This is a genomic window from Herbiconiux sp. (assembly GCF_004297105.1).
Taxonomy (GTDB): domain Bacteria; phylum Actinomycetota; class Actinomycetes; order Actinomycetales; family Microbacteriaceae; genus Herbiconiux.
Map to the genome: position 1 here is coordinate 739,178 of NZ_SCVE01000012.1, position 21,087 is coordinate 760,264.

19 protein-coding genes are annotated in these 21,087 nt (G+C 69.6%); 8 read left to right on the forward strand and 11 right to left on the reverse strand.

The genetic code is table 11. The features are described 5' to 3' along the window. Positions 1–2: 2 nt before the first annotated feature. From EPO52_RS09895 to EPO52_RS09905, 3 genes are read right to left on the reverse strand one after another with little or no spacing between them, the layout of a single operon-like run. The gene (locus EPO52_RS09895; protein ID WP_290805428.1) at positions 3–1,304 is read right to left on the reverse strand and encodes a heparan-alpha-glucosaminide N-acetyltransferase domain-containing protein; all 1,302 of its coding nucleotides are present in this window, start codon (positions 1,302–1,304) and stop codon (positions 3–5) included. A 59-nt stretch (positions 1,305–1,363) separates the two neighbouring features. Continuing rightward, positions 1,364–1,702, reverse strand: a complete 339-nt coding sequence (locus tag EPO52_RS09900) for a metal-sensitive transcriptional regulator (RefSeq protein WP_290805430.1) — start codon at positions 1,700–1,702, stop codon at positions 1,364–1,366. Beyond that, complete coding sequence (locus EPO52_RS09905; protein WP_290805432.1) at positions 1,699–3,990, reverse strand: heavy metal translocating P-type ATPase; 2,292 nt, start codon at positions 3,988–3,990, stop codon at positions 1,699–1,701. Before EPO52_RS09905 ends, EPO52_RS09900 begins: the two co-directional genes overlap by 4 nt. A 77-nt stretch (positions 3,991–4,067) precedes the next feature. Between EPO52_RS09905 and EPO52_RS09910 the strand changes: the two genes are divergently transcribed. The 3 genes from EPO52_RS09910 (at position 4,068) to EPO52_RS09920 (ending at position 5,675) form a co-directional block, all read left to right on the forward strand. Next, complete coding sequence (locus tag EPO52_RS09910) at positions 4,068–4,694, forward strand: hypothetical protein (RefSeq protein WP_290805435.1); 627 nt, start codon at positions 4,068–4,070, stop codon at positions 4,692–4,694. A 129-nt stretch (positions 4,695–4,823) separates the two neighbouring features. Next, entirely contained in the window at positions 4,824–4,994 is a 171-nt protein-coding gene (locus EPO52_RS09915; RefSeq protein WP_290805438.1) for a hypothetical protein, read from the forward strand. 126 nt (positions 4,995–5,120) lie between these two features. Beyond that, complete coding sequence (locus EPO52_RS09920) at positions 5,121–5,675, forward strand: hypothetical protein (protein ID WP_290805441.1); 555 nt, start codon at positions 5,121–5,123, stop codon at positions 5,673–5,675. A gap of 6 nt (positions 5,676–5,681) precedes the next feature. Here EPO52_RS09920 and EPO52_RS09925 read toward each other — a convergent pair whose 3' ends face one another. Further along, on the reverse strand, positions 5,682–6,779 hold the full coding sequence (locus EPO52_RS09925; protein WP_290805443.1) for a low specificity L-threonine aldolase: 1,098 nt from the start codon (positions 6,777–6,779) through the stop codon (positions 5,682–5,684). 128 nt (positions 6,780–6,907) lie between these two features. Here EPO52_RS09925 and EPO52_RS09930 point away from each other — a divergent pair, with 128 nt between their 5' ends. After that, positions 6,908–7,297, forward strand: coding sequence for a group 1 truncated hemoglobin (locus EPO52_RS09930; RefSeq protein ID WP_290805445.1), 390 nt, complete (start codon positions 6,908–6,910; stop codon positions 7,295–7,297). On the opposite strand, the gene EPO52_RS09935 is transcribed toward EPO52_RS09930, so the two are convergent. After that, complete coding sequence (locus EPO52_RS09935) at positions 7,275–9,944, reverse strand: LuxR family transcriptional regulator (RefSeq protein ID WP_290805448.1); 2,670 nt, start codon at positions 9,942–9,944, stop codon at positions 7,275–7,277. The genes EPO52_RS09930 and EPO52_RS09935 overlap by 23 nt on opposite strands. Positions 9,945–10,263: 319 nt before the next feature. Here EPO52_RS09935 and EPO52_RS09940 point away from each other — a divergent pair, with 319 nt between their 5' ends. Both EPO52_RS09940 and EPO52_RS09945 read left to right on the forward strand, forming a co-directional pair. Continuing rightward, a complete protein-coding gene (locus EPO52_RS09940; RefSeq protein ID WP_290805451.1) occupies positions 10,264–12,342 on the forward strand; it encodes an Ig-like domain-containing protein in 2,079 nt (692 codons plus the stop codon). 98 nt (positions 12,343–12,440) lie between these two features. Then, complete coding sequence (locus EPO52_RS09945; RefSeq protein ID WP_290805454.1) at positions 12,441–12,947, forward strand: hypothetical protein; 507 nt, start codon at positions 12,441–12,443, stop codon at positions 12,945–12,947. Positions 12,948–12,974: 27 nt separating this feature from the next. On the opposite strand, the gene EPO52_RS09950 is transcribed toward EPO52_RS09945, so the two are convergent. Next, positions 12,975–14,105, reverse strand: a complete 1,131-nt coding sequence (locus EPO52_RS09950) for an ABC transporter permease (RefSeq protein ID WP_290805457.1) — start codon at positions 14,103–14,105, stop codon at positions 12,975–12,977. Further along, positions 14,102–14,998, reverse strand: a complete 897-nt coding sequence (locus tag EPO52_RS09955) for an ATP-binding cassette domain-containing protein (protein ID WP_290805460.1) — start codon at positions 14,996–14,998, stop codon at positions 14,102–14,104. Before EPO52_RS09955 ends, EPO52_RS09950 begins: the two co-directional genes overlap by 4 nt. Positions 14,999–15,175: 177 nt before the next feature. Between EPO52_RS09955 and EPO52_RS09960 the strand changes: the two genes are divergently transcribed. Beyond that, positions 15,176–15,313, forward strand: coding sequence for a hypothetical protein (locus EPO52_RS09960; protein ID WP_290805463.1), 138 nt, complete (start codon positions 15,176–15,178; stop codon positions 15,311–15,313). Here EPO52_RS09960 and EPO52_RS09965 read toward each other — a convergent pair. Both EPO52_RS09965 and EPO52_RS09970 read right to left on the reverse strand, forming a co-directional pair. Continuing rightward, positions 15,300–15,995, reverse strand: coding sequence for a response regulator transcription factor (locus EPO52_RS09965; protein ID WP_290805466.1), 696 nt, complete (start codon positions 15,993–15,995; stop codon positions 15,300–15,302). The genes EPO52_RS09960 and EPO52_RS09965 overlap by 14 nt on opposite strands. Then, positions 15,992–17,389: a sensor histidine kinase gene (locus EPO52_RS09970; RefSeq protein WP_290805469.1), complete on the reverse strand. Its 1,398-nt coding sequence runs from the start codon at positions 17,387–17,389 to the stop codon at positions 15,992–15,994. Before EPO52_RS09970 ends, EPO52_RS09965 begins: the two co-directional genes overlap by 4 nt. A 151-nt stretch (positions 17,390–17,540) precedes the next feature. Here EPO52_RS09970 and fgd point away from each other — a divergent pair, with 151 nt between their 5' ends. Further along, positions 17,541–18,560: a glucose-6-phosphate dehydrogenase (coenzyme-F420) gene (gene fgd, locus EPO52_RS09975; protein ID WP_290805472.1), complete on the forward strand. Its 1,020-nt coding sequence runs from the start codon at positions 17,541–17,543 to the stop codon at positions 18,558–18,560. Between the two features lie 197 nt (positions 18,561–18,757). Here the strand turns inward: fgd and EPO52_RS09980 are convergent, their stop codons facing one another. Both EPO52_RS09980 and EPO52_RS09985 read right to left on the reverse strand, forming a co-directional pair. Further along, positions 18,758–19,462 carry an SDR family oxidoreductase gene (locus tag EPO52_RS09980; protein WP_290805475.1) on the reverse strand — a complete coding sequence of 235 codons (705 nt, stop codon included), beginning with the start codon at positions 19,460–19,462 and terminating at the stop codon, positions 18,758–18,760. A 110-nt stretch (positions 19,463–19,572) separates the two neighbouring features. Then, the gene (locus EPO52_RS09985) at positions 19,573–21,000 is read right to left on the reverse strand and encodes a DUF6421 family protein (protein WP_290805478.1); all 1,428 of its coding nucleotides are present in this window, start codon (positions 20,998–21,000) and stop codon (positions 19,573–19,575) included. Positions 21,001–21,087: the final 87 nt, after the last annotated feature.

Below are 21,087 nucleotides of genomic sequence, written 5' to 3' on the forward strand. Positions count from 1 at the left end.
GACTAGCCAACCACAGACGGGCTCCTTGTATTCCGTGAGTCGCCCGCATCCGCTGTGCGGTCGCCGAGTCGCCCGAAACGACGGCCGACCCACGTGACGAAGGTCTCGAGCGGGCCCCGCCGGCCGAGGGCCACGAGCACGCCGCCGATCAGGAGTGCCATCACCAGGTTGGCCAAGAAGAACCCGGCGCTCGAGAGGAACCACGGATCGTCGATGGCGATGTATTCCTCGTAGGTGAGCTGCGAGTACGGCTTGCCGAGCATCACCAGCGTCACGATGCCGACGAGCAGGATGTGGGCCGTGTACACGGTGAGGGGCGCGCCGCCGGCGCCCGTGGCCGGGCTGAGGATGCGCCGCGCACGGGGTGGGAGCACCGTGCCCAGGTACACCAGCACTCCGATCGCCGTGAGGGCGAAGCCGATCGTGATGACCAGGTCGAAGGTCGTGCCATGGTGCGCGCCTGCGGAGAGCAAGGAGTACACGGTGCTCGGGAGGGGGCGGCCGGAGCCGGCGTTGTCGAGGGCGGCCTGCGCGACGTCGTCGTCGACGCCGAGGTCGAGCGCCATCGCGTGCACTCCACCGAAGAGGTGCTGGGTGAGACCCGCGAGGGCGATGCCGCCGAGCCAGAGGGCGGCACCGATCGCCGTGATGCGGATGCAGAGGCTCCGCAGCGCCTCCGAGTCGCGAGCGGCGAGCAGGGCGCGGCCCACGAGCATCCCCGCGATCCCGTAGGCGAGCCAGATGAGCGCCGGATACGTGCCGGTGAGCAGGAGGCTGCGCAGCACGACCAGAGGTTCGCCGAAGCTCAACCACGAGAGGTTCTTGCCCTCGGCGCCCTGGATGTCGGCCGCGAGCCCGAAGAGGTAGGCGAGCACGGGGGTCACCACGGCCACGAGCGAGCCGGTGAGCACGAGCGCCCAGGTGGGCCAGGTGAGCACGAGGGCGAGGAACCAGAACATCACGCCGTAGTACACGAGGATCAGGAGGATCGGATTCGGCAGCAGGCTCAGCGTGAGCCCGAGCGCGACGAGGGCGACGCCTCGCCCTACGAGGGTCCAGCGGGCGGAGGCGCGGCGGCCCCGCCGGAGAGGTGATCGGGTGGAGAGCACCGCGCCGACGCCCGCGAGCACGGCGAAGAGGGCGGATGCGCGCCCCTCGAAGATCTCGGATCCCCAGTTGGTCTCTCTCGCCTGCAGGTCGGCGTAGAGCCAGACATGGGTGGCCATCATGCCGGCGATCGCGATGAAGCGGGCGATGTCGAGGCCCACGATGCGGTCGAGGCGCACGGTCTCGGGCGTGGTCATGGCGAGTCCCCTCTCGTCAGAGCTGAATCCACCTTAGCGGCGCCGCGCGTGCGCTCTCATCAGGAGCGCACCAGACGGGCGATCGCGTCCTTCGCCTCTTTGAGCTTCTCCTCGGCCACCTCGCCGCCCTCGGCCACGGCCTCGACCACGCAGTGGCTGAGGTGGTCGTTCAGGAGACCGAGCGCCACGGATTCGAGGGCGCTCGTCATGGCCGAGATCTGGGTGAGGATGTCGATGCAGTACTTCTCGTCGGCCACCATGTTCTGGATGCCACGGGCCTGGCCCTCGATGCGGCGGAGGCGTTTGAGGTAGGCGTCCTTCTCGGAGATGTAGCCGTGGTGGCCGTGCTCGTGGCCGCTGCTTTCACTGTCTGTGCTCTCACTGTGTGGCATGGTCATGCTCCGATTCTCTCGGGTCGCAGGTCGATCCGGCGCAGGAGCTGGGCGTTGAGGGCCACGATGATCGTCGAGAGCGACATCAGCACGGCCCCCACGGCCATCGGCAGCACGAAGCCGATCGGGGCGAGCACGCCCGCGGCGAGGGGTACCGACAGCAGGTTGTAGCCCGCCGCCCACCAGAGGTTCTGGGTCATCTTGCGGTAGCCCGCCTTCGAGAGCTCGATCACCGAGACCACCGAGCGGGGGTCGTCACTGGCGAGGATGACGCCGGCCGAGGCGATCGCGACATCCGTGCCGGCACCGATCGCGATGCCGACGTCGGCGCGAGCCAGCGCCGGGGCGTCGTTCACGCCGTCGCCCACCATCGCCACTCTCCGGCCCTCTGCCTGCAGCTCGCCGACCTTGGCCGACTTGTCTTCGGGACGCACCCCGGCGAATACGCGGTCGATGCCGAGCTCGGCGGCGACGCTACGGGCCACCGACTCGGCGTCGCCCGTGATCATCACGACCTCGACTCCGCGCTCGCGCAGCTCGGTCACCGCGATCGTGGATTCGGGCCGCACCTCGTCGGCCAGCGCGATCAGGCCGATCACCTCGTGGTCGCGCAGCACGTGCAGCACGGTCTGGCCGGCGTGCGCCGTGGCATCGCGGTGGGCGGTCCGGGGCTCGGCCCCGTGCTGCTCGAGGAGGCGGGGTCCGCCGACACGGATCGTCGCGCCGCCGACCGTGGCCTCGACGCCGACGGCCGCCGACGCCGTGAAGGCGGTCGCGACCGGGATGGCGAGTTCCCGCATCCGGGCCGCCACGACGATCGCCCGGCCGAGCGGATGCTCGCTGTCACCCTCGGCGGCCGCGGCCAGCGCGAGCACCTCGGCTTCGTCGTGACCGTCGGCGGCGATCACGGTGACGACCGCGGGGCGGCCCATCGTGAGGGTGCCGGTCTTGTCGAACAGCACGGTGTCGACCGTGCGCATGGTCTCGAGCGCGAGCCGGTCTTTCACGAGGATGCCCGCTTTCGCGGCGCGCTCGGTGGCGATGGAGACCACGAGAGGGATGGCGAGGCCGAGCGCGTGGGGGCAGGCGATGACGAGAACGGTGATGGTGCGGATGACGGCGTCGTCGGGGCTGCCCACGAGCGTCCACACGAGGGCGGTGATCACGGCCGACCCGAGGGCGAACCAGAACAGCCAGCCGGCGGCGGTGTCGGCGATGCGCTGAGCGCGCGAGCTCGAGTTCTGGGCCTCGGTGACGAGGCGTTGGATGCCCGCGAGGGCGGTGTCGTCGCCCACGGCGGTGACGCGGATGCGGAGGGCCGTGTCGGTGGCGACGGTTCCGGCCACGACGTGGTCGCCCGGGCCGCGGCTCACGGGCTTGGATTCGCCGGTGATCATCGACTCGTCGACGTTTGCCGTTCCTTCGACGACCTCGCCGTCGGCGGGCACGCGGCCGCCGGGGCGCACGATCACGAGGTCGCCGACGCGGAGGTCGGAGGGGGCGACCGTGGTGGTGGTGGCGCCGGAGGTGGCGGGAGTGGCGGTGGCGGCAGTGGCGGTGCCTGCGCTGCCGGCCGCATCCGTCTCGTCGATGCGTTCGGCCTCGTCGGGCAGGAGGGCGGCGAGCGAGTCGAGGGCCGAGGTGGTCTGTGCGAGGGAGCGCATCTCGATCCAGTGGCCGAGCAGCATGATCACGATGAGGAGGGCGAGCTCCCACCAGAAGTCGAGCTGATGGTCGAGCAGGCCGAGCGTGGCGCCCCAGGATGCCACGAACGCCACCGTGATGGCGAGGGCGATCGGCAGCATCATGCCGGGGCGCCGGGCCCGCAGCTCGTCGACGCCACCGGTGAGGAACGGGCGGCCGCCGAGCACGAACATGACGGTGCCGAGAACGGGGGAGATCCACATGATGGGTCCGCTGTCGGGCAGCGGGTAGCCGAGGATCATCGCGAACATGCTGCTGAACGCCACCACGGGCACGGCGATGACGAGCATCACCCAGAACAGGCGGCGGAACTGGCCGGCGTGGTCGCCGTGGCCGCCGTGCCCGTGACCAGCATGGCCGCTGTGGCCTGCGTGCCTGTGGCCTGCGTGGCCGTCATGCCCTGCATGGTCGTCGTGCCCGCTGTGCCCACCGTGCCCTGCGTGGCCGTCGTGCCCGCTGTGCCCACTGTGCCCTGCGTGGCCGTCATGCCCGGCGTGGTCGTGGCCTGCGTGGTCGTGCTCGGTTTGGGCTTCGTGGTCGTCGTGCCCCGTGTGATCGTGCGTCGCGTGGTCGTGGTGCTGGGTGCTCATGCTCTCCAACATATACCCCCTAGGGGTACTTATCCACACCTCGTCCGATGGCGAGGAAAACTCAGTACCCTCATCCCATGTTTACCATTCGAAAGACCGCGCTCGCCGCGGCTGCCATCGCCCTCCTCGCGCCGCTCGCTGCGGCAGCCGTTCCCGCTCACGCCGCCGGTTCCGTCTCCTATCAGAAGTACTCCTGGTCGTCGGCGATCTACGCCATCGGGCAGGGCAGTCCGCGCCAGCTCACGCTCCCGGAATGGCTGGGCCTCGGTTCCCCCACGCCTCAGGTGGTCAGCTGGATCGAAGACAGCCAGGTGCTGCGTTATCCCTCTCATCCATCGGAGCTCTTCCTCGAAGAGCCGGGCCTCAAGGCGCCCCGTCATCACCTCACCTCCGCGGAGTGGGCCGGCACGGGACATGCTCCCCGTGTCGATGTCGACCACTCGTTCTCGGGGTACACCTGGAACGAGACCATCCTGATGGCCGGCCGCGCCATCGCGCCGATGCGCATCGACGAGACGGTCTGGATCGAATTCGGCAGGCCGACCCCGCAATTGCAGGCCACGAATGCCGGCGACCAGTTCTGCCAGACCCCGGCCGACGGCGCCGTCTACTGGAGCAACTCAGCCGCGGGCCTGCCTGGCCGGGTGCATCTGACGCTCGCGCAATACACGAAGGCCGGCACTCCGCCCTTCACAACGTGCTGACAGAAGTACTCCTGGTCTCCGAACATCTACCCAATCGGCTACGGCGGTCCGGTCAGGCTGACCCTCGCGGAGTGGCTCTCGGCCGGCTCACCGCGACCGCAGGTCGCCGACTGGATCGATGGCAGCCAGGTGCTCCGGTACCCGACGAATCCCTCCGAACTCTTCCTCGAGGAGCCCGCCCTCTACGGCTATTCGTGGTGCGGGAGCAACCCCGGCGCGGGATTGTTTGATCCGTTGCACCTCACCCCGACGCAATACGCGCAGGCGGGTTATCCCTCCTTCATCACCTGCGTGCTCTGACGGTCCTTCGCCCTCCAGACCTGTGGTGGCGATGATGGCCAGTGGTACCGTGATCGCGTGTCCGGCTCCGACGATGGCTCAGCTCGAGACGCCTCTGTGCCTGCCGCCGCCACTTCCGCTGGTCCCGTGGCCAGGCAGGCGCGAACGTCGGACGGTGCGCGCGGCCGGGTGACCGGGGTGATCGTGGTCGGCATGAGCGTGGCCGTGTGGTGGCCGGCGTTCACGCTCGGAGCGTGGGGAACGTTCTTCTTCGATCAGATGCTGACGGTGTGGGCGGCCGCGACAGGGGCGCTCATCGTGGTGCTGTTCCAGACCCGCGGGTGGGTGAGGGTGCGGCGAGCGTTCGCGCTCGCCATCCCGAGCGTCTGGCTGGCGCTCGAGTTCATCGTTCCCGACTCCGACAATCAGAACCTGCTCACCCTGCTTCTCGCTCTGTTCGCCGGACTCGTGGCCTTCCTCGCGGTGCCCACGACGATCTGGGTGCTCGCGCGCACCATCTGGCCCGAATTCGGCGACGACATCCGGTGGCCCAATCGCATCGTGATCATCGTGTCGGTGGTGCTGATCGCCGTCGCCTCGTTCGCGCTGGGACTCAACCAGTCGAGCTTCCTCACCTGTGGCGACTTCATCATCAGTGGCAACTCCGAGCCGCCCGGTTGCACCCCGGCGCCCACGGACTGAGCGTTTCTAGACCGTCGACGCCGCCAACTCGCGGCGCAGGGCCGCGGCGAACGCATCGATGTCGTCGGGAGTGGTGTCGAAGGCGCACATCCAGCGCACCTCGCCCGTGGCCGGGTTCCAGTCGTAGAAGCGGAACGACTCGCGCAGCCGGTCGGCCACCCCGGGTGGCACGATCGCGAACACGGCGTTCGACTGGGTCGGCTGCGTGAGCGTGACGCCCGGCAGGTCGACCACGGCGGCGCGCAACCGGGTGGCCATCGCGTTCGCGTGCGACGCCGACTGCAACCACAGGTCGCCACCGTAGAGCGCGATCAGCTGAGCCGACACGAATCGCATCTTCGACGAGAGCTGCATGTCGAGCTTGCGCAGGAAGTGGATGCCCGTCGCGGCCGCGGGGTTCAGAACCACGACCGCCTCGCCGTAGAGCAGGCCGTTCTTGGTGCCGCCGAGCGACAGCACGTCGACTCCCGCATCCGTCGTGAAGGCCCGCAGTGGCACGCCGAGCGACGCACCGGCGTTCGAGATCCGCGATCCATCCATGTGCAGGGTCATGCCGAGCGAGTGCACGTGGTCGGCGATCGCCGCCACCTCCTCGACCGAGTAGGCGGTGCCGAGCTCGGTGGTCTGCGTGATCGATACCGCGAGCGGCTGGGCGCGGTGCTCGTCGCCCCAGCCCCATGCCTCCACGTCGATGAGCTCCGGGGTGAGCTTGCCGTCGGGCGTCGGCACGGTCAGCAGCTTCAATCCGGCCACGCGTTCGGGCGCCGCATTCTCATCGGTGTGGATGTGCGCCGTGGTGGAGCACACCACCGCACCCCAGCGCGGCAGCATCGACTGCAGCGACACCACGTTCGCGCCCGTGCCGTTGAACACCGGGAAAGCCTCGGCATCAGGTCCGAAGTGCCGGCGCACCACCTTCTGCAGCTCGGCGGTGTACACGTCTTCGCCGTAGGCGATCTGGTGCCCGCCGTTCGCCCGGGCGATGGCCTCGAGTACCTCCGGATGCGCGCCCGCGTAGTTGTCGGAGGCGAACCCCCGGTAGGTGATGTCGTGAAGTGCCGCTCCGGGCGCAGCAGGGGTGGTCGGGCTCAGGATCTCGGTCACCGGTCCAGTCTCTCAAACCGGAGGGCGGACTGCATCCGGCCGCGAATTGAGTAGTCATTGCTCACGACCAAGGCACTGGTAGGTGGCATCCTGAATCGAATCGCACAGCGATCGGTGAGGAGAACCCGATGACGACCAGCTACGAACGGATCGGTGGTCATGGAACCATGCGAACGGCCGTCGCCGTGTTCTATCGGCGAGCGGTGGCCGATCCTGCACTGGCGCACTACTTCGAGGGAGTGGATGTTCGCCGGCTGAGGGCACACCAGGCTGCCTTCCTGTCGGCAGCTCTCGACGGCCCCCAGGCCTTCGCCGGGAGAGGGCTGACGGATGCCCATCGCGGGCTCGCGATCACCGGCCCCGCTTTCGACGCGATGGTCGAGCATCTCGGCCTGGCCCTCACCGACGTGGGTGTCTCCCGGGAGACGGTGGCGGAGGTGCTGGAGACGGTGAGGGCACACCGCGGGGCCATCGTGCAGGGCGAAGAGACCGACCTCAGGCCGGGTTCGATCGGATGAGGTCGCGTCGCCCGCCGATCCCGAGCTTGCCGTAGCTGGACTGCAGGTGGTTGTCGACCGTGCGCACGGAGAGAAACAGGCGCGTCGCGATCTCCTGGCTCGTGAGGCCGAGGGTGGCCAGATCGACGATCTCCCGCTCTCGCGGGGTGAGCACATCGGGCACGGCGGACGCGTGCAGCGCAGCGAGATCGGCGCCGTCGCAGCGGTCGGCGAGCTCGACAGCTCGCTGATGGAGGGCGATGGCGGCCTGACCGTCCCCGGCCATCCGGGCACAACTGCTTGCCGACGCCAGCGCCTCGGCAGCGGGGAGCAGCCCGCCGATCGCGAGCCAGGCGTCTGCGGCGGCACGGAACGCCACCGTCGACGGCGTCGCGAGGGCTCGGGCGTGATCGGCGCGGGCGGCGAAGAGGGGACTGTCTCCGCGCGCGGCGATCTCGTCCAGCTGAGCGGTGACCTCGGCGGCCCCACCCATGCGGGCCGCCTGATACAGCAGGCTCGTGGCGAGGTAGAGAACGCCGCCTTCGAGGTACGAATCGGCATCGGCGCGCAGCTGTGCGACCGCTGCCGCGCGCTCGCCTCGCCGGGCGCGCATCAGGGCGGTGGCGAGCCGGTAATGGAAGTTGCCCTCGGGCGCATCGTCGTCGATGCGGCCCAGGATCTCGGTGGCGCCATCGAGATCGCCGCCCGCCATCCGGGCGACGGCGAGGGTACCGAGCGCCACCCGGTGCAGATTCTGCGGCCCTTTCGTGCGTGAACCGGCGATGGCGTCGCCGAGCCAGCGGGAGGCCGACGCCACCGACCCGATCTGCAGCAGCACATGGCCGAGGAGCAGCTCCGCATAGCGGGTCGAGACCTCGTCGTCGAACTGGATCGACTCGGAGAGAGCCTCCAAGGCCAAGATCCTCGCGTCGTCGAGCGACCCACCGATGAGGGCTGAGGATGCCGCGGTGAACAGGGCGAAGGCGCGGTCCCGGGCGGCAGGCGCGCCGGTGAGGAGAAGCTGTACCTCGGCTTGCGACTCCGACCATCGCCCGGCGCCGGCGAGGGGCATGGCCGCGGCCATCGCCACCATCCCCCTCAACTCGGGCACCACCGCGCCGGGGGCGCGCAGCGGTTCGATCTCGTTGAGGGCCGCGCCAGACCGCTCCACGGTGAAGAGCATCATCGAGCGGGTGACCGTCACCAGCGCGGCATACCGGGGGTGGCGCCGGCCGGTCTCGTCGAGCAGGGAGAGGGCGGCGTCGATACCTCCGGGGCGATCATGCCGGATGAGGGCCAGGGTGCTTGCGATGCTCACCGACAGGGTCTCGGTCTGCGGCTGCGACGCGTCGACGGAGCTGGCCGATTCCGCGGCCTCTCGGGCGGCGTCCGCCGCGCCCAACCGCCGATGGGCGTCGGCGAGCACGAGATGGGCGGCGGCGCCGGATGCTCCGGAGTCGATCGCCGCCTGCGAGAGCTTGGCCGCCAGGGCGTGATTGTGGGTCAGCTGAGCCAGGCGGGCTCCGTCGAGCAGCAGGTCGGGTGATGCCGGCTGCCCGGCATCGAGGCGCCAGACGGCCACCCGGAAGGCGTCTTCCGGGCTGGGATCTCCGGCCGCGGCGATGTCCGCCTGTTCCGAGAGGATGTCTTCGATCCGTAGGATCGACATGCCCGCCCGAATCACCCCCACGTAGTGCGGCTGCGCGAGTGACGCGGTCACCAGCCCGGGGGATTCGTTCAGAGCGACCAGACCCATTCGTGCGAGCTCGGAGAGGGTGGTGCGGATGCCCGGCTGATGCATCTCCTTCACGGGCAGGGGCTGGCAGATCGCCAGCCGTTCGACGGCGTCACGCTGGGCCTCCGTCAGCGCGCCGAGACGACGATCGATCACCGCGTTCAGCGCGGTCGTGCCGACCGGCTCTCCCTGCAGTTGCCACACTCCGGATTCACGGATCAAGGTGCCGGCTTGCAGGGCGCCGATGCACAGCTCCCGAAGGAAGAGCGGATTCCCTCCCGCGGCACGGTGGAGCTCCTCGGCGGTGCGGCGCGCCACGGACTCGCCGAAGGCCCGGGCGAGGAGCTCGGCCGTCTCGTCGCTCGACAGCGGAGCGAGATCGATGCGCTGTGCCGAGCTCTCGCTCCACAGGGCGAGGATCGCGTCGGGGATCGGTTCTCCTTCGCCCACCGTGGCGAGGAGCTTCACCGTTCGACTCTGCACGAGGTGGGCGATCACGGCCACCGAGAGATCGTCCATCGCCGAGAGGTCGTCGACCACGAGGAGGATCCGCCCGGTGCCGCCGATCGCGCGGATGCGCTCGGTCGCCAGATGGAGGAGGGCTATCGGATCGGCCGCGAGAGCGCCGAACTCGGGTCGTGCACCGGCGAAGAGCGGAGACAGGCCGCCCAGGGGAAGCGAGCTCACACTCGTTCGCGCAGAGAGGCGGATGACCGACCAGGCCTGCTTCTCCAGGATCGTCGCCGATTCCGCGGCCGCGCGCGACTTGCCGATCCCTGTCGAGCCGTGGAGCACGATCGCAAGCGTCGGAGAGTCGGCCAGAGCGGTGCTCACCCGGGCGAGCAGGTCGCCGCGCCCGGTGAAGGGCCATTCGGTCGGAACTCCGGCGGAGGAGGGAACGTCAGGGCTGGTGGCGTGATCGTCGTGTCGCACGTCGTCTGAGCCTCCCGGTGACGTCATGGATGGCGGACCCACCGTCGACCCCCGAGCGGTGGCGCATCAGCACTGAGCATAGCCGGGCCCCGTTTCCGGTCTCGCCCCCGCCCCCGAGGGTCAGGGCATGCGGAATGAGCAGTACCGGCCGCCGGAGGTGAGTAGGCGCTACTCAGGACAGCGCTCTGCCCGATCGCGAGAGTGGGATCCGACGCACGAACACCCCGCGTCGGATCGACCAGATCGGCGGAGGCCACCCGGGAGATCCCCCACCAAACTGCACGCAGCCGCTCGGCCTGCGACGAGAAAGAGGTCCATCATGTTCACTCGAATCACGCCCCATCGGCCCCACCGCTCACCGGCGACACCCGGAGCGTCGGCACGGGCATCCGTTCTCGCGGCGATCGCTGCCATCTCATTGGTGGGACTGAGCGTTCAGGGCGCGAGCATCGCATCCGCCGACGAGGCCCCGGATGCGGCCGCCACCGGAGTCACGGCGCCGGCCGACCCGACCCAGGCGGTCGAAGCTCCGTCCGCGCCGTCTCAAGCCGATCAGGGCACTCAGGAGACCGCCGATGCCGCTGACGGCGCGGGAGCGGCCGAGGCGACGGAGTCTGCCGATGCCACCGAACCGGCCGGAACCCCCGATCCGGCGTCCCCTGCCGACTCCTCCGGCACAGGAGACGACCCCGCTGATGCGCTGGTGGCACCCTCTGAGCCGGCCCCGGCCGACGCCGCGCCTGCCGATGCCGCGCCTGCTGATGCGGCCCCTGCTGATGCCGCGCCTGCCGATGCCGCGCCTGCTGATGCGGCCCCTGCCGATGCCGCTCCCGCCGATGCCGCGCCCGCTGCTGCGGGCCCCTCTGCCCTGAAGGCGGCGGAACTCGTGAACACCGCACCCATCGCGGTCGACGACTACTACACCGTGGCCAAGAACACCGAGTTCACGGTGGCGGCTCCTGGCGCCCTCAGCAACGACATCGACGCCGAGGGTGACCAGCTCTTCATCAACCAGGGGTACCACCAGACGGTGGCCGGCGGCCACATCTACTTCAAGTGGGATCGCTCGTTCACCTACACGCCCGCTCCCGGCTTCTCCGGTGTCGACACGACAACCTACTTCGTGAGCGACGGAGTGCTGAACTCCGAGATGTCCGCCACCATCCACTTCACGGTCGTCGACACCACGGATCAGGCGCCGACGGCCAATGACGACTCGTACTCGACGCCTGCCGGGATGGCGTTGTCGGTGGGTGCATCCGGTGTGCTGGGGAACGACACCGACCCCGACGGCGACGCCCTCCACCTGCCCGACGCACTGACGGGCGGGGCGGCGCAGCCGACCACCGGCGGCGGAACCGTGTCCTGGCAGAGCAGTGGCGGCTTCGTCTATCAGCCGGCCGCCGGCTTCATCGGCTACGACACCGTCACCTACTGGGCCACCGACCTCGTGCTCGACAGCCACCTCGCCACGGTCACCATCAAGGTCGGCGACTGGGCGAACCAGCCGCCCGTGGCCGCAGACGACGGCTACTCCACGGCAGTCAATCGCCCCCTCGTCGTGGATGCGCAACACGGTCTGCTCGCGAACGACTCCGACGCAGAAGACACACTCTCGGTCATCGTGCCGTCGCTCCTCCCCACCGACCACGGGCGCGTGTACCTCAACACCGATGGCAGCTTCAGCTACGAGGCGAGCTACTCCGACTACCTCGGGCTCGACAGCTTCACCTATCAGGTCACCGATGGCAGCTACAACCTGCCGGTGACGGCCACCGTGACGATCGACCTCACCGCGATGCAGAACGATGCGCCGGTCACGGCCGACGATCACTACTCCACCGCGAAAGACACCGCCCTCAGCGTGGAAGCCCCCCAGGGCGTGCTGACGAACGACGTCGATCCGGATGGTGATGCCCTGTACAGCTTCGGCTTCGCCGACCCCGCGACGGCGGCCGGCGGCCTCGTGCTCCTCAACGAAGACGGCTCGTTCAGCTACACGCCCCCGGCCGGTTTCGTGGGCGAGGACACCTTCGGCTACACGGCCATGGACACGTATCTCGGCAGCACGACGGCCATCGCACACATCGAGGTGACCGATCCGGCCGCCCCGGGCACCTCGGTCGACCCCACCGACCCGGCGAGCCCGGTCGACTCGGCGAACCCGACGGGTTCGGCCGGCGACGGGACGACGACCACGGAGGGCGTCACCTCGGTCACGACCGCGCCGCAGTCTGACACAGCGTCTTCCGGCAGCACGCCCGCCGTCGGCGGCGCGCTCGCCCTGACCGGTCTCTCCACCGATCCGGTGCTCGGGCTGTCCCTCATCCTGCTGCTGGCCGGCGGCGCCGGAATCGCGGTGGCGGGTGCTGCTCACCGCCGGCAGCGCCGCAACTGACCGACCCACTGCGCCGGTGACCGTTCGATCGGTCACCGGCGCAGCCATCCGCTCACCACTCCACCATCCACCTAGATCCCACAAAGAAGGAGACACTCATGTTCGGCAGGAAATGGCAGAAAGCGACCGGCACCGTCGTCGCACGCACGATCGAAGGCACCGACAGCGACGGGTCGATGATCACCTACAACTACGTCGTCGAGATCCGGCCGGCCCACGCGGAGCCCTTCCGTGCAGTGCTGAAGGATCCCAGGCTGCTCACCGACTTCGTGCAGCCGATCGTCGGGCGGGTGGTCGGCGTGGAGATCGACGTCGACCGAGGAGTGGCCCGCTTCGACAAGAGCGACCCGCGGTTGAGCTTCAAGGCCCAGCAGGCGACGAAGGACGCGGCGTTCGCCGCTGCACTCGCCGCCCCCGCCGGAACGCCGCCGCAGCAGCCGTCCCCGGCCGCATCCGGTTCGGAGATGGCCGAGGCGGTGCGCGCTCTCATCGGCTCGGCATCGACCGGCGGCGTGGTGAGGCTCGACCGCACCGCGGAGGGCTACGACGAGTTGCGAGCATCGATCCTCAAGGCCGCCGGGGTCACCGATCCGCGGAACCCGTAGCGAGGCGGCCTCCGGATGCGCGGCCGCTCAGCCCCTCAGGGCCTCGCGCAGCTTCACGCGCGACCCCGTGCGCAGGAGCGAGTTCGAGTACATCCGCGACCCGATCGCGATCACGATCGCGGTCGAGGCCAGCAGGACGGCCAGCGACAGCAGCGGCTCCCACCACTCGGCGTCACCCAGGAACAGACGCAGCGGCATCCCGACGGGCGCCGAGAACGGCACGTACGACATCACCGCCATCACCGTGGGATTCGAGTTGAAGAAGATCACCAGGAAGTACGGCAGCATCACGAGCATGGTCACCGGCGAGGTGACCGAGCCCACGTCCTCCTGCCGTGACACCAGCGCCGCCGTAGCGGCATAGAGCGCCGCCAGCAGGACGAAACCGAACACGAAGAACACCACGAACCAGGCGATGGCCGGCCCGAGCGTGCCGAACAACGCCGACTGCCCCGTCGCTGTGAGCCCGATGCCCGAGATGACAGCGATCACCGCGACCTGACCGAACGCCAGGATGCTGTTGCCGATCACCTTGCCCGCCATCAGCTGCCGCGCGGTGATGGTCGACAGGAGGATCTCCACCACGCGCGTCTGCTTCTCCTCCACCACGCTCTGCGCGATCGTGGTGCCGAAGGTGATGGCCGACATGAAGAACACCAGCCCGAACGCGATGCCGATCAGATACGTCAGGAACCCGTCGTTCGAGCTCGGCTCGAGCAGCACCACCGAGGGCTGCACGCTGAGCAGCGGCAGGATGCTCGACGGCGACGAGTCGAGGGCCACGACCTCGTAGTCGAGGGCCGCCTGCCCGGGAATGGCCTCGCCCCCCGAGACGGTCGCCCCGCCCGTGGCCTGAACCGTGCCGCTCGGCAGAATGGCGGCATCCACCGAACCGTCACGCACCAACTGCTGCGCGTCGTCGACGGATGCGGCCTCCGTCACCTCGAGCGCCGAGCCCGGTGTGCCGGTGCCCACCACCGAGGCGGTCGACGACACCACGGCGACCTTGGGCGCCGATGACGAGGCGCTGAGCAGTCCGCCGACCAGGATCGAGGCGAGGATCGCGAGCATCAGCACGCCCGTGGAGATGAGGAACGCCTTGCTCCTCAGCTTCATCGAGATCTCCCGGTGGGCCACGAGCCAGATGGGGGTGTTCATGCGACGACCTCCTTGAAGATCTGCGAGAGAGTGGGATGGATGGGGGCGAATCGGGTGACGGGGCCGGCAGCCACCGCCCGGGTGAGAACGGCCTGGGCCGCATCCGCGCCGCCGTCGCCGCGGCCGACCTCGAACAGGGCGTACCGCCCGTCGAGCTCGATCACACTCACGCCGGGCACATCGCGCACCCAGCCCGCGTCGGCCGCGAGCTCGATCTCGTAGCGCGGCTCGGAGTGCTGCTCGCGCAGCGACTCCCTCGACCCGCGGGCCCGGATGCTGCCTCCCGCGATCACCACGAGGTCGTCGCAGATGCGCTCCACGATGTCGAGCTGGTGCGACGAGAACAGCACGGGTGCACCACCGGCCGCGTGCTCGGAGAGCACCGACTGCACGGTCTCGACGGCCATCGGGTCGAGGCCCGAGAAGGGCTCATCGAGCACCAGCACGTCGGGGTCGTGCACGAGCGCGGCCGCGATCTGGGCTCGCTGCTGGTTGCCGAGGGAGAGGCTCTCGACGGTGTCGGATGCGCGCTCGGCGAGGCCGAGGCGGTCGAGCAGGTCGCCCGTACTCCTCGTGGCGGCGGCATTGCTCATGCCGTGCAGCCGCCCGAGGTACACGATCTGCTCGGCGACCTTCATCTTGGGATACAGGCCGCGCTCCTCCGGCATGTACCCGAAGAGCGCACGGTCGGAGGGGGTGAGCCGGCGGCCGTCGAGCTCGACGTGGCCCGAGTCGCTCGAGAGCACCCCGAGGATGATGCGCATCGTGGTGGTCTTGCCTGCCCCGTTGCCCCCCACGAAGCCGGTCATGCGCCCGTCGCCCACGGTGAAGCTGACGTCGTCGAGCACCTTCGTGGTGCCGAACGAGCGGGAGATGTCGGTGACTTCGAGCATGGCGCCCCTTTCCTGGAGGTGGTCTCCGTGTTCTTCCACGCTAGGCCGGGCGCTCGCGCGCGACATCGGCCGCGAGGAGGGCGCGGGTCCGTCGAGCGGGGGATGGTGGCATCCGGAGCTCCAGGGCATACCCTTCGGGTACCGAAGCCACCGTGGCTCCGACGATGGAGGATTCACATGGCCGAGAAATCTGCGAAGAAAGCCGTCGCCAAGCCGGCCGCCCGCTCCCTCAAGGAGAAGCGCGCCGACAAGAAGGCCAAGAGCGACCGGGCGGATCACTCCGCCGACGTCGTCTCGAACGTCAAGAAGAAGTAGAACCGCTCGCGCCGGGCGTCGTCACGCCGTTCTCGTAGGCGTAGACGACGGCCTGGATGCGGTCGCGCAGCCCCAGCTTCTGCAGGATGCGCGACACGTGCGTCTTCACGGTGGCCTCGCCCAGATAGAGCTCCGCGGCGATCTCGGCGTTCGAGCGGCCCGCCGCGAGAAGCTCGAGCACCTCGGCCTCGCGGTCGGTGAGCAGCTCGAGTTCGGGCGCGCGGGGAGGAACGATGGATGCCCCGGCCGCGGCCTGCGCCGGCCTCTGCGTGAAGCCCTCGATCACGCGCCGGGTGACATCCGGTGACAGCAGGGCATCGCCGCGCGCGATGATCTGCACCGCGGCCACCAGGTCTTCGGGGCTCGAGTTCTTCAGCACGAAACCGCTGGCTCCCGCCTCGAGCGCCTCGAACAGGTAGTCGTCGCGATTGAACGTGGTGAGCACGAGGATTCCGGCGGTGGTGCCGGTCGCGATGAGCTCGCGGGTGGCGGCGAGGCCATCGAGTTCGGGCATCTGCACGTCCATGCAGATCACGTCGGGGGCGAGTGCCCGGGCCTGTTCGACGGCTTCGCGCCCCGTGCGGGCCTCGCCCACGACCTCGATGCCGTCTTCGGACTCGAGGATGATGCGGAGACCGACGCGCACGAGATCCTGGTCGTCGGCGAGGAGCACGCGGATCATCGGTTCGTTCCCGGGTGGCTGAGGGATTCGTGCGAGTCGGGGTCGGAGACGGGGGCGAGAGGGAGGCGCGCTCGCACCCGGTAGCCGCCCCGGGGTTTGGGGCCCACTTCGAGGGTGCCGCCGACCGCCGTCACGCGTTCCCGCATGCCGACGTGGCCGAGGCCGTGGGCGCTCGTGGGGGTCGCGAGGCTGCGGCCGACGCCGGTGTCGGTGATCTCGAGTTCGACGGCATCCGGGAGATAGCGGAGACGCACCTCGGCGGTGGCACGCGCACCCGCGTGCTTGCGCACGTTCGTGAGCGACTCCTGCGTGATGCGATAGATGCTGAGCCCCACGACCGCGGGCACGGCGACGGAAGCGCCGACCGTGTCGAGCTCGACCACCAGGCCGCCGGCGCGTGACTCCTCGATCAATTCGGGAAGCTGGGCGAGGCCGCGGGTGGACGTGGAGCGGCTGGCCTCGTCGTCGTCGCTGCGGCGCAGGGTGGCCAGCATCCGGTGCAGTTCGTCGACGGCCTCGCGCGCGTTCGACTCGATGGCGCCGAGCGATTCGACGACGCGGGGATCGAGGGGAGCAGGAGCAGGAGCCGCGGGAGCCGTGCCGGTGGCGCTGTCGGGGACGCTCTTGGCGAGCATCCGTCGCGCCGCCCCCGCCTGCAGTCCCATCACCGAGACGTGGTGGGCCACGACGTCGTGCAGCTCGCGGGCGATTCGTACCCGCTCGAGCGCCACGGCCTGCAGACTGCTCACCTCCCGCTCTCGTTCGAGCTCGAGGGAGCGCTGTTCGAGCAGCCGGCGTTGGCGGGCGGATGCCCACATCGCGTTGCCGAAGACGTAGGCCGAGCCGAAATACAGCAGGTTGGTGATGATCGAGATGAGGCCGATGGCCACGAACTGCGACATCGTGCTGTCGCCCCCGGGCCGGCTGCCCGGGTTGATGGCCTGGAAGGCGAACACGGCGAGCAGCCAGATCAGCATCCCGGCGGTGATGAGCACGCGCACGACGGTGGCGAGCATCCGGTTGCGTCCCCAGGCGCCCACCGAGTAGATCGCGAGGAACAGGCAGATGTTGGCGAAGAGCGTCTCGTACACACCCGAGTACTGCCCGATCACGAAGGTGGCCGCGATCACGAGGGAGACCACCTCGGGCACACGCCGGCGGAAGGCCAGCGGACCGGCGAGGAACACGGCCCACAGCAGGATCACCCACACGGGCGCGTGCTCGGCATCGGAGGCGCCCACGAAGAGCAGGCCGCTGCCGATGGCGCCCGCGGTGAGCGCGGCAGCCACGATCGCGTCGCGGCGATAGCCGGCCCGGTCGGGCGACGGTCGCGTCCACTCGCCGCCGAGGGGTGCGGCGGAGCCGGCACTCGCGGTCGTCGAGGTCGCAGACATGCCGTCAACGCTACCCAGAAGCCCCGGCCGTGCCATCCGTCGCGCGGATGACGCCCGGGTGCGGCGCGCAGGCGCCGGCCGGTGCCCCACGCCCGGCGATAGAATCGAGTGGCCCCGGAACGCGGGCGACGCTCCATCGAAGGGCAGTGCAATGACACTCCGTCTCGGCCTCAAGGCCTCCGCCGAGCAGTTCGCGCCCCGTGAACTCGTCGAGATCGCCGTGGCCGCCGAGGGTCACGGCTTCGACTCGGTCACGGTGAGCGATCACTTCCAGCCCTGGCGGCACACGGGAGGGCACGCGCCGTTCTCGCTGAGCTGGATGGCCGCCGTCGGAGAGCGCACCGAGCGCATCATGATCGGCACATCCGTTCTCACCCCCACCTTCCGGTACAACCCCGCCGTGCTCGCCCAGGCGTTCGCCACCATGGGCTGCCTCTACCCGGAGCGCATCATGCTCGGCGTCGGCACGGGCGAGGCGCTCAACGAGATCGCCACCGGCTTCCGCGGCGCGGGCGAGCAGGACTGGCCCGAGTTCAAGGAGCGGTTCGCGCGCCTGCGCGAGTCGATCCGGCTCATGCGCGAGCTCTGGACCAGCGACCGGGTGAACTTCGAGGGCGAGTACTACTCCACTCACGACGCCTCGATCTACGACCGGCCGGATGTGCCGATCCCCGTCTACATCGCCGCCGGCGGCCCCGTCGTGGCGCGCTATGCCGGCCGCGCGGGCGACGGCTTCATCTGCACCTCCGGCAAGGGCATGGAGCTCTACACCGAGAAGCTCCTCCCCGCGGTGGTCGAGGGCGCCGCGGCGGCCGAGCGCGACGTCGCCTCGATCGACAAGATGATCGAGATCAAGCTCTCCTACGACCCCGACCCCGAGCGCGCACTCGAAGACACCCGGTTCTGGTCGCCGCTCTCGCTCTCGCCCGAGCAGAAGCACTCCATCACCGACCCGGTCGAGATGGAGAAGGCGGCGGATGCCCTGCCGATCGAGCAGATCGCCAAGCGCTGGATCGTGGGCAGCGACCCCGACGAGACCGTCGAGCAGATCGGCGCCTACATCGACGCGGGCCTCAACCACCTCGTGTTCCACTCCCCGGGCGCCGACCAGGAGCGCTTCATGGCGAACTTCGAGCGCGACATCGCGCCGCGGCTGCGGGCCAGGGGTTAGCTGCGCTTCGCCCCGTGCCGCTTCGCGGCGCGGGCCTGCGCTGTCGCGCCGGTCCCGGCCCGGCGCGACGCGACATGTTCGCGAGCCGTCGCTGGCGCGGCGGCGCGCTCACCCTGGGTCGTCGAGTACGGCCCGCGGCTTCCACTCGCCGAGTGCGCTTGACCCTGAAAACCGTTCCCGCTCTGACAGCGGGGTACTCAGAGGAGGATGCGGGTGTCGTTCAGGTCGATGGCCGGGGCATCCCAGAGGCCCACGACCGCTGAGGCGAGGGTGGCGACGTCGGTGAAACCCGGGAAGGTCTTCTCGGGACTCGCGGCGCGCATCCGTTCGTCGACGAGGGCTTTCACCGCGAAGATCGTGGCGGCAGCGCGGAGGCCCGGGGTGTCGCCCTGGTCGGCTCGGAAGCCGTCGGCCACCGAGCGCATCCACGACTCCGAGGCGGCCTTCGCCGCGGTGTAGTTCGCTCCGGATGCCGTGGGCGCGTCGACCGACACCGACGAGACGAACGCCACCCGTCCCTCATCGCTCGCGAGCAGCGCGGGGTAGAACGCACGAGTGGTGTTGCGGAGCGTGCGGAACGACCGTTCCATCGCCGCCCAGCCCTCATCGGTCTGGCCCAGGATGCCCGTGCCACCGACCCAGCCGCCCACGAGGTGGATGAGCCCGTCGACGGGGCCGATCGCCGTGAGGCGGGTGGCGAGCGCGGTCACGGCACCGCTGTCGGCGAGGTCGCACACCTCGGTCGCGATGCCGGGCACGCGCTCGGCCAGCGCGGTGAGCCGCCCCGCATCCGACCCCACGGCCACGACCGCCGCGCCCGCATCGACGAGGGCGGCGCACACCATTGCCCCCGACTCGCTGGTGGCCCCGGCCACCACTACCCGCCGTCCGCGCACGCTCATGTCACTCTCCCTGCTCCATCCTCACCCGCCGATCCCCAGAGTCGTCACAATTTGCGCGAAACAACGTCAATTCGCGCAAATTGTGACGACTCTGGAGGGGTGGAGGGGACTCAGTCGCGGCCCGTGATGCCCGCGGTCGACGTGATCACGTCGCGCATCTTCTTCTCGAGGGCCTCGTAGAACATCGAGAGGGGGAACTCGTCGTCGAGCACGGCATCCGTGAGCCCGCGCGGCGGGCCATCGAGCGGCAGCGCGTCGACCCCGCGAGCCCACACGGATGCGGGGTTGGGCGTGAGCGTCGACGTCACGAGCTCGTAGGCGGCCAGCCAGTGCGCCGTCTTCGGCCGGTCGATCGACCGCCAGTACAGCTCGTCGATGGCGTCGCCGAGGGCCACGACCGCGTCGGCGACATCCGGCCAGTCGATGGTGAGTCGCGTGTCGGTCCAGTGCAGAACGCCGCGCTGGTGCAGCCACGCGAACAGCAGCTGCCCGCCGAGGCCGTCGTAGTTGCGCACGCGCGAACCCGTGATCGCGAAGCGGAAGATGCGGTCGAAGAGCACCGCGTACTGCACCAGGTTCGCGTGGTCGAGCAGCTCGGCGTCGGCCGCATCCAGCCGGCCCACCTCCACCGCGTCACGCGCTGCCGTGAGCCGGCGCGAGATGCGCACCGCCTCGCGGAACGCCGTGAGGTCGCACCGCAGCTCCTCCAGGGAGTAGAGGAAGTAGGGCATGCGCTGCTTGATCATGAACGGGTCGAACGGCAGGTCGCCGCGCATGTGGGTGCGGTCGTGGATGAGGTCCCACATCACGAAGGTGCGCTCGGTGAGCTCCTGGTCGTCGAGCAGCCGCACCGCATCTGCCGGCAGTTCGAGCCGGGTGACGGATGCGGCCTCCCGCACCACCCGCCGGAAGCGCGCCGCCTCGCGGTCGGCGAAGATCGCCCCCCAGGTGTACTGCGGAATGCTCGAGGTGGCCACCGACTCGGGGAAGAGCACGGCCGAGTTGGTGTCGTACCCCGCCGTGAAGTCGAGGAAGCGGATGGGCACGAACAGCGAGTTCGAGTAGTCGCCGGCCTCGAGAGAAGCGATGAACGACGGCCAGAGCACCTCGATCAGCACCGCCTCGACGTGCCGGTCGGTGCTGCCGTTCTGGGTGTACATGGGGAACACCACGAGGTGCCGGGTGCCGTCGACCCGGTGCTGCTCGGGGTGGAAGGCCACGAGCGAGGCGAGGAAGTCGGGCACGCCGAACCCCTCGGATGCCCACGTGGCGAAGTCGGTGCGCAGCGCCGCGAGGTACTCGCGGTCGTGCGGGAAGGAGGGGGCGAGCACCTCGACGGAAGACACGATGCGGGCGACGAGCTTGCGCGCCGCGGCGTGATCGATGGGGTCGGGGACCGAGCCGTCTTTCACCTGCAGTGCCTGCAGTTCGGCGACGGCCGACTTCAGCGAGACCCAGGCGGGGGAGGACACGACGTCTTCGACGACCTCGGGTTCTCCGATGATGGCGGCGGATGCTGCGGCGGGGCGTGATGACATGGTGGAACCTCCAATCGATCGTTCTCTCGAGCCTAGACACAACGCATCCGCGCTTCTTTGACCTGGTCGGGACTTCGTTGCGCGTAT

Coding starts and splice junctions, on each gene's coding strand:
- EPO52_RS09895 (WP_290805428.1), bottom strand. CDS start 1,304: ATGACCACGCCCGAGACCGTGCGCCTCGACCGCATCGTGGGCCTCGAC.
- EPO52_RS09900 (WP_290805430.1), bottom strand. CDS start 1,702: ATGACCATGCCACACAGTGAGAGCACAGACAGTGAAAGCAGCGGCCAC.
- EPO52_RS09905 (WP_290805432.1), bottom strand. CDS start 3,990: ATGAGCACCCAGCACCACGACCACGCGACGCACGATCACACGGGGCAC.
- EPO52_RS09910 (WP_290805435.1), top strand. CDS start 4,068: ATGTTTACCATTCGAAAGACCGCGCTCGCCGCGGCTGCCATCGCCCTC.
- EPO52_RS09930 (WP_290805445.1), top strand. CDS start 6,908: ATGACGACCAGCTACGAACGGATCGGTGGTCATGGAACCATGCGAACG.
- EPO52_RS09940 (WP_290805451.1), top strand. CDS start 10,264: ATGTTCACTCGAATCACGCCCCATCGGCCCCACCGCTCACCGGCGACA.
- EPO52_RS09945 (WP_290805454.1), top strand. CDS start 12,441: ATGTTCGGCAGGAAATGGCAGAAAGCGACCGGCACCGTCGTCGCACGC.
- EPO52_RS09950 (WP_290805457.1), bottom strand. CDS start 14,105: ATGAACACCCCCATCTGGCTCGTGGCCCACCGGGAGATCTCGATGAAG.
- EPO52_RS09955 (WP_290805460.1), bottom strand. CDS start 14,998: ATGCTCGAAGTCACCGACATCTCCCGCTCGTTCGGCACCACGAAGGTG.
- EPO52_RS09960 (WP_290805463.1), top strand. CDS start 15,176: ATGGCCGAGAAATCTGCGAAGAAAGCCGTCGCCAAGCCGGCCGCCCGC.
- EPO52_RS09965 (WP_290805466.1), bottom strand. CDS start 15,995: ATGATCCGCGTGCTCCTCGCCGACGACCAGGATCTCGTGCGCGTCGGT.
- EPO52_RS09970 (WP_290805469.1), bottom strand. CDS start 17,389: ATGTCTGCGACCTCGACGACCGCGAGTGCCGGCTCCGCCGCACCCCTC.
- fgd (WP_290805472.1), top strand. CDS start 17,541: ATGACACTCCGTCTCGGCCTCAAGGCCTCCGCCGAGCAGTTCGCGCCC.
- EPO52_RS09980 (WP_290805475.1), bottom strand. CDS start 19,462: ATGAGCGTGCGCGGACGGCGGGTAGTGGTGGCCGGGGCCACCAGCGAG.
- EPO52_RS09985 (WP_290805478.1), bottom strand. CDS start 21,000: ATGTCATCACGCCCCGCCGCAGCATCCGCCGCCATCATCGGAGAACCC.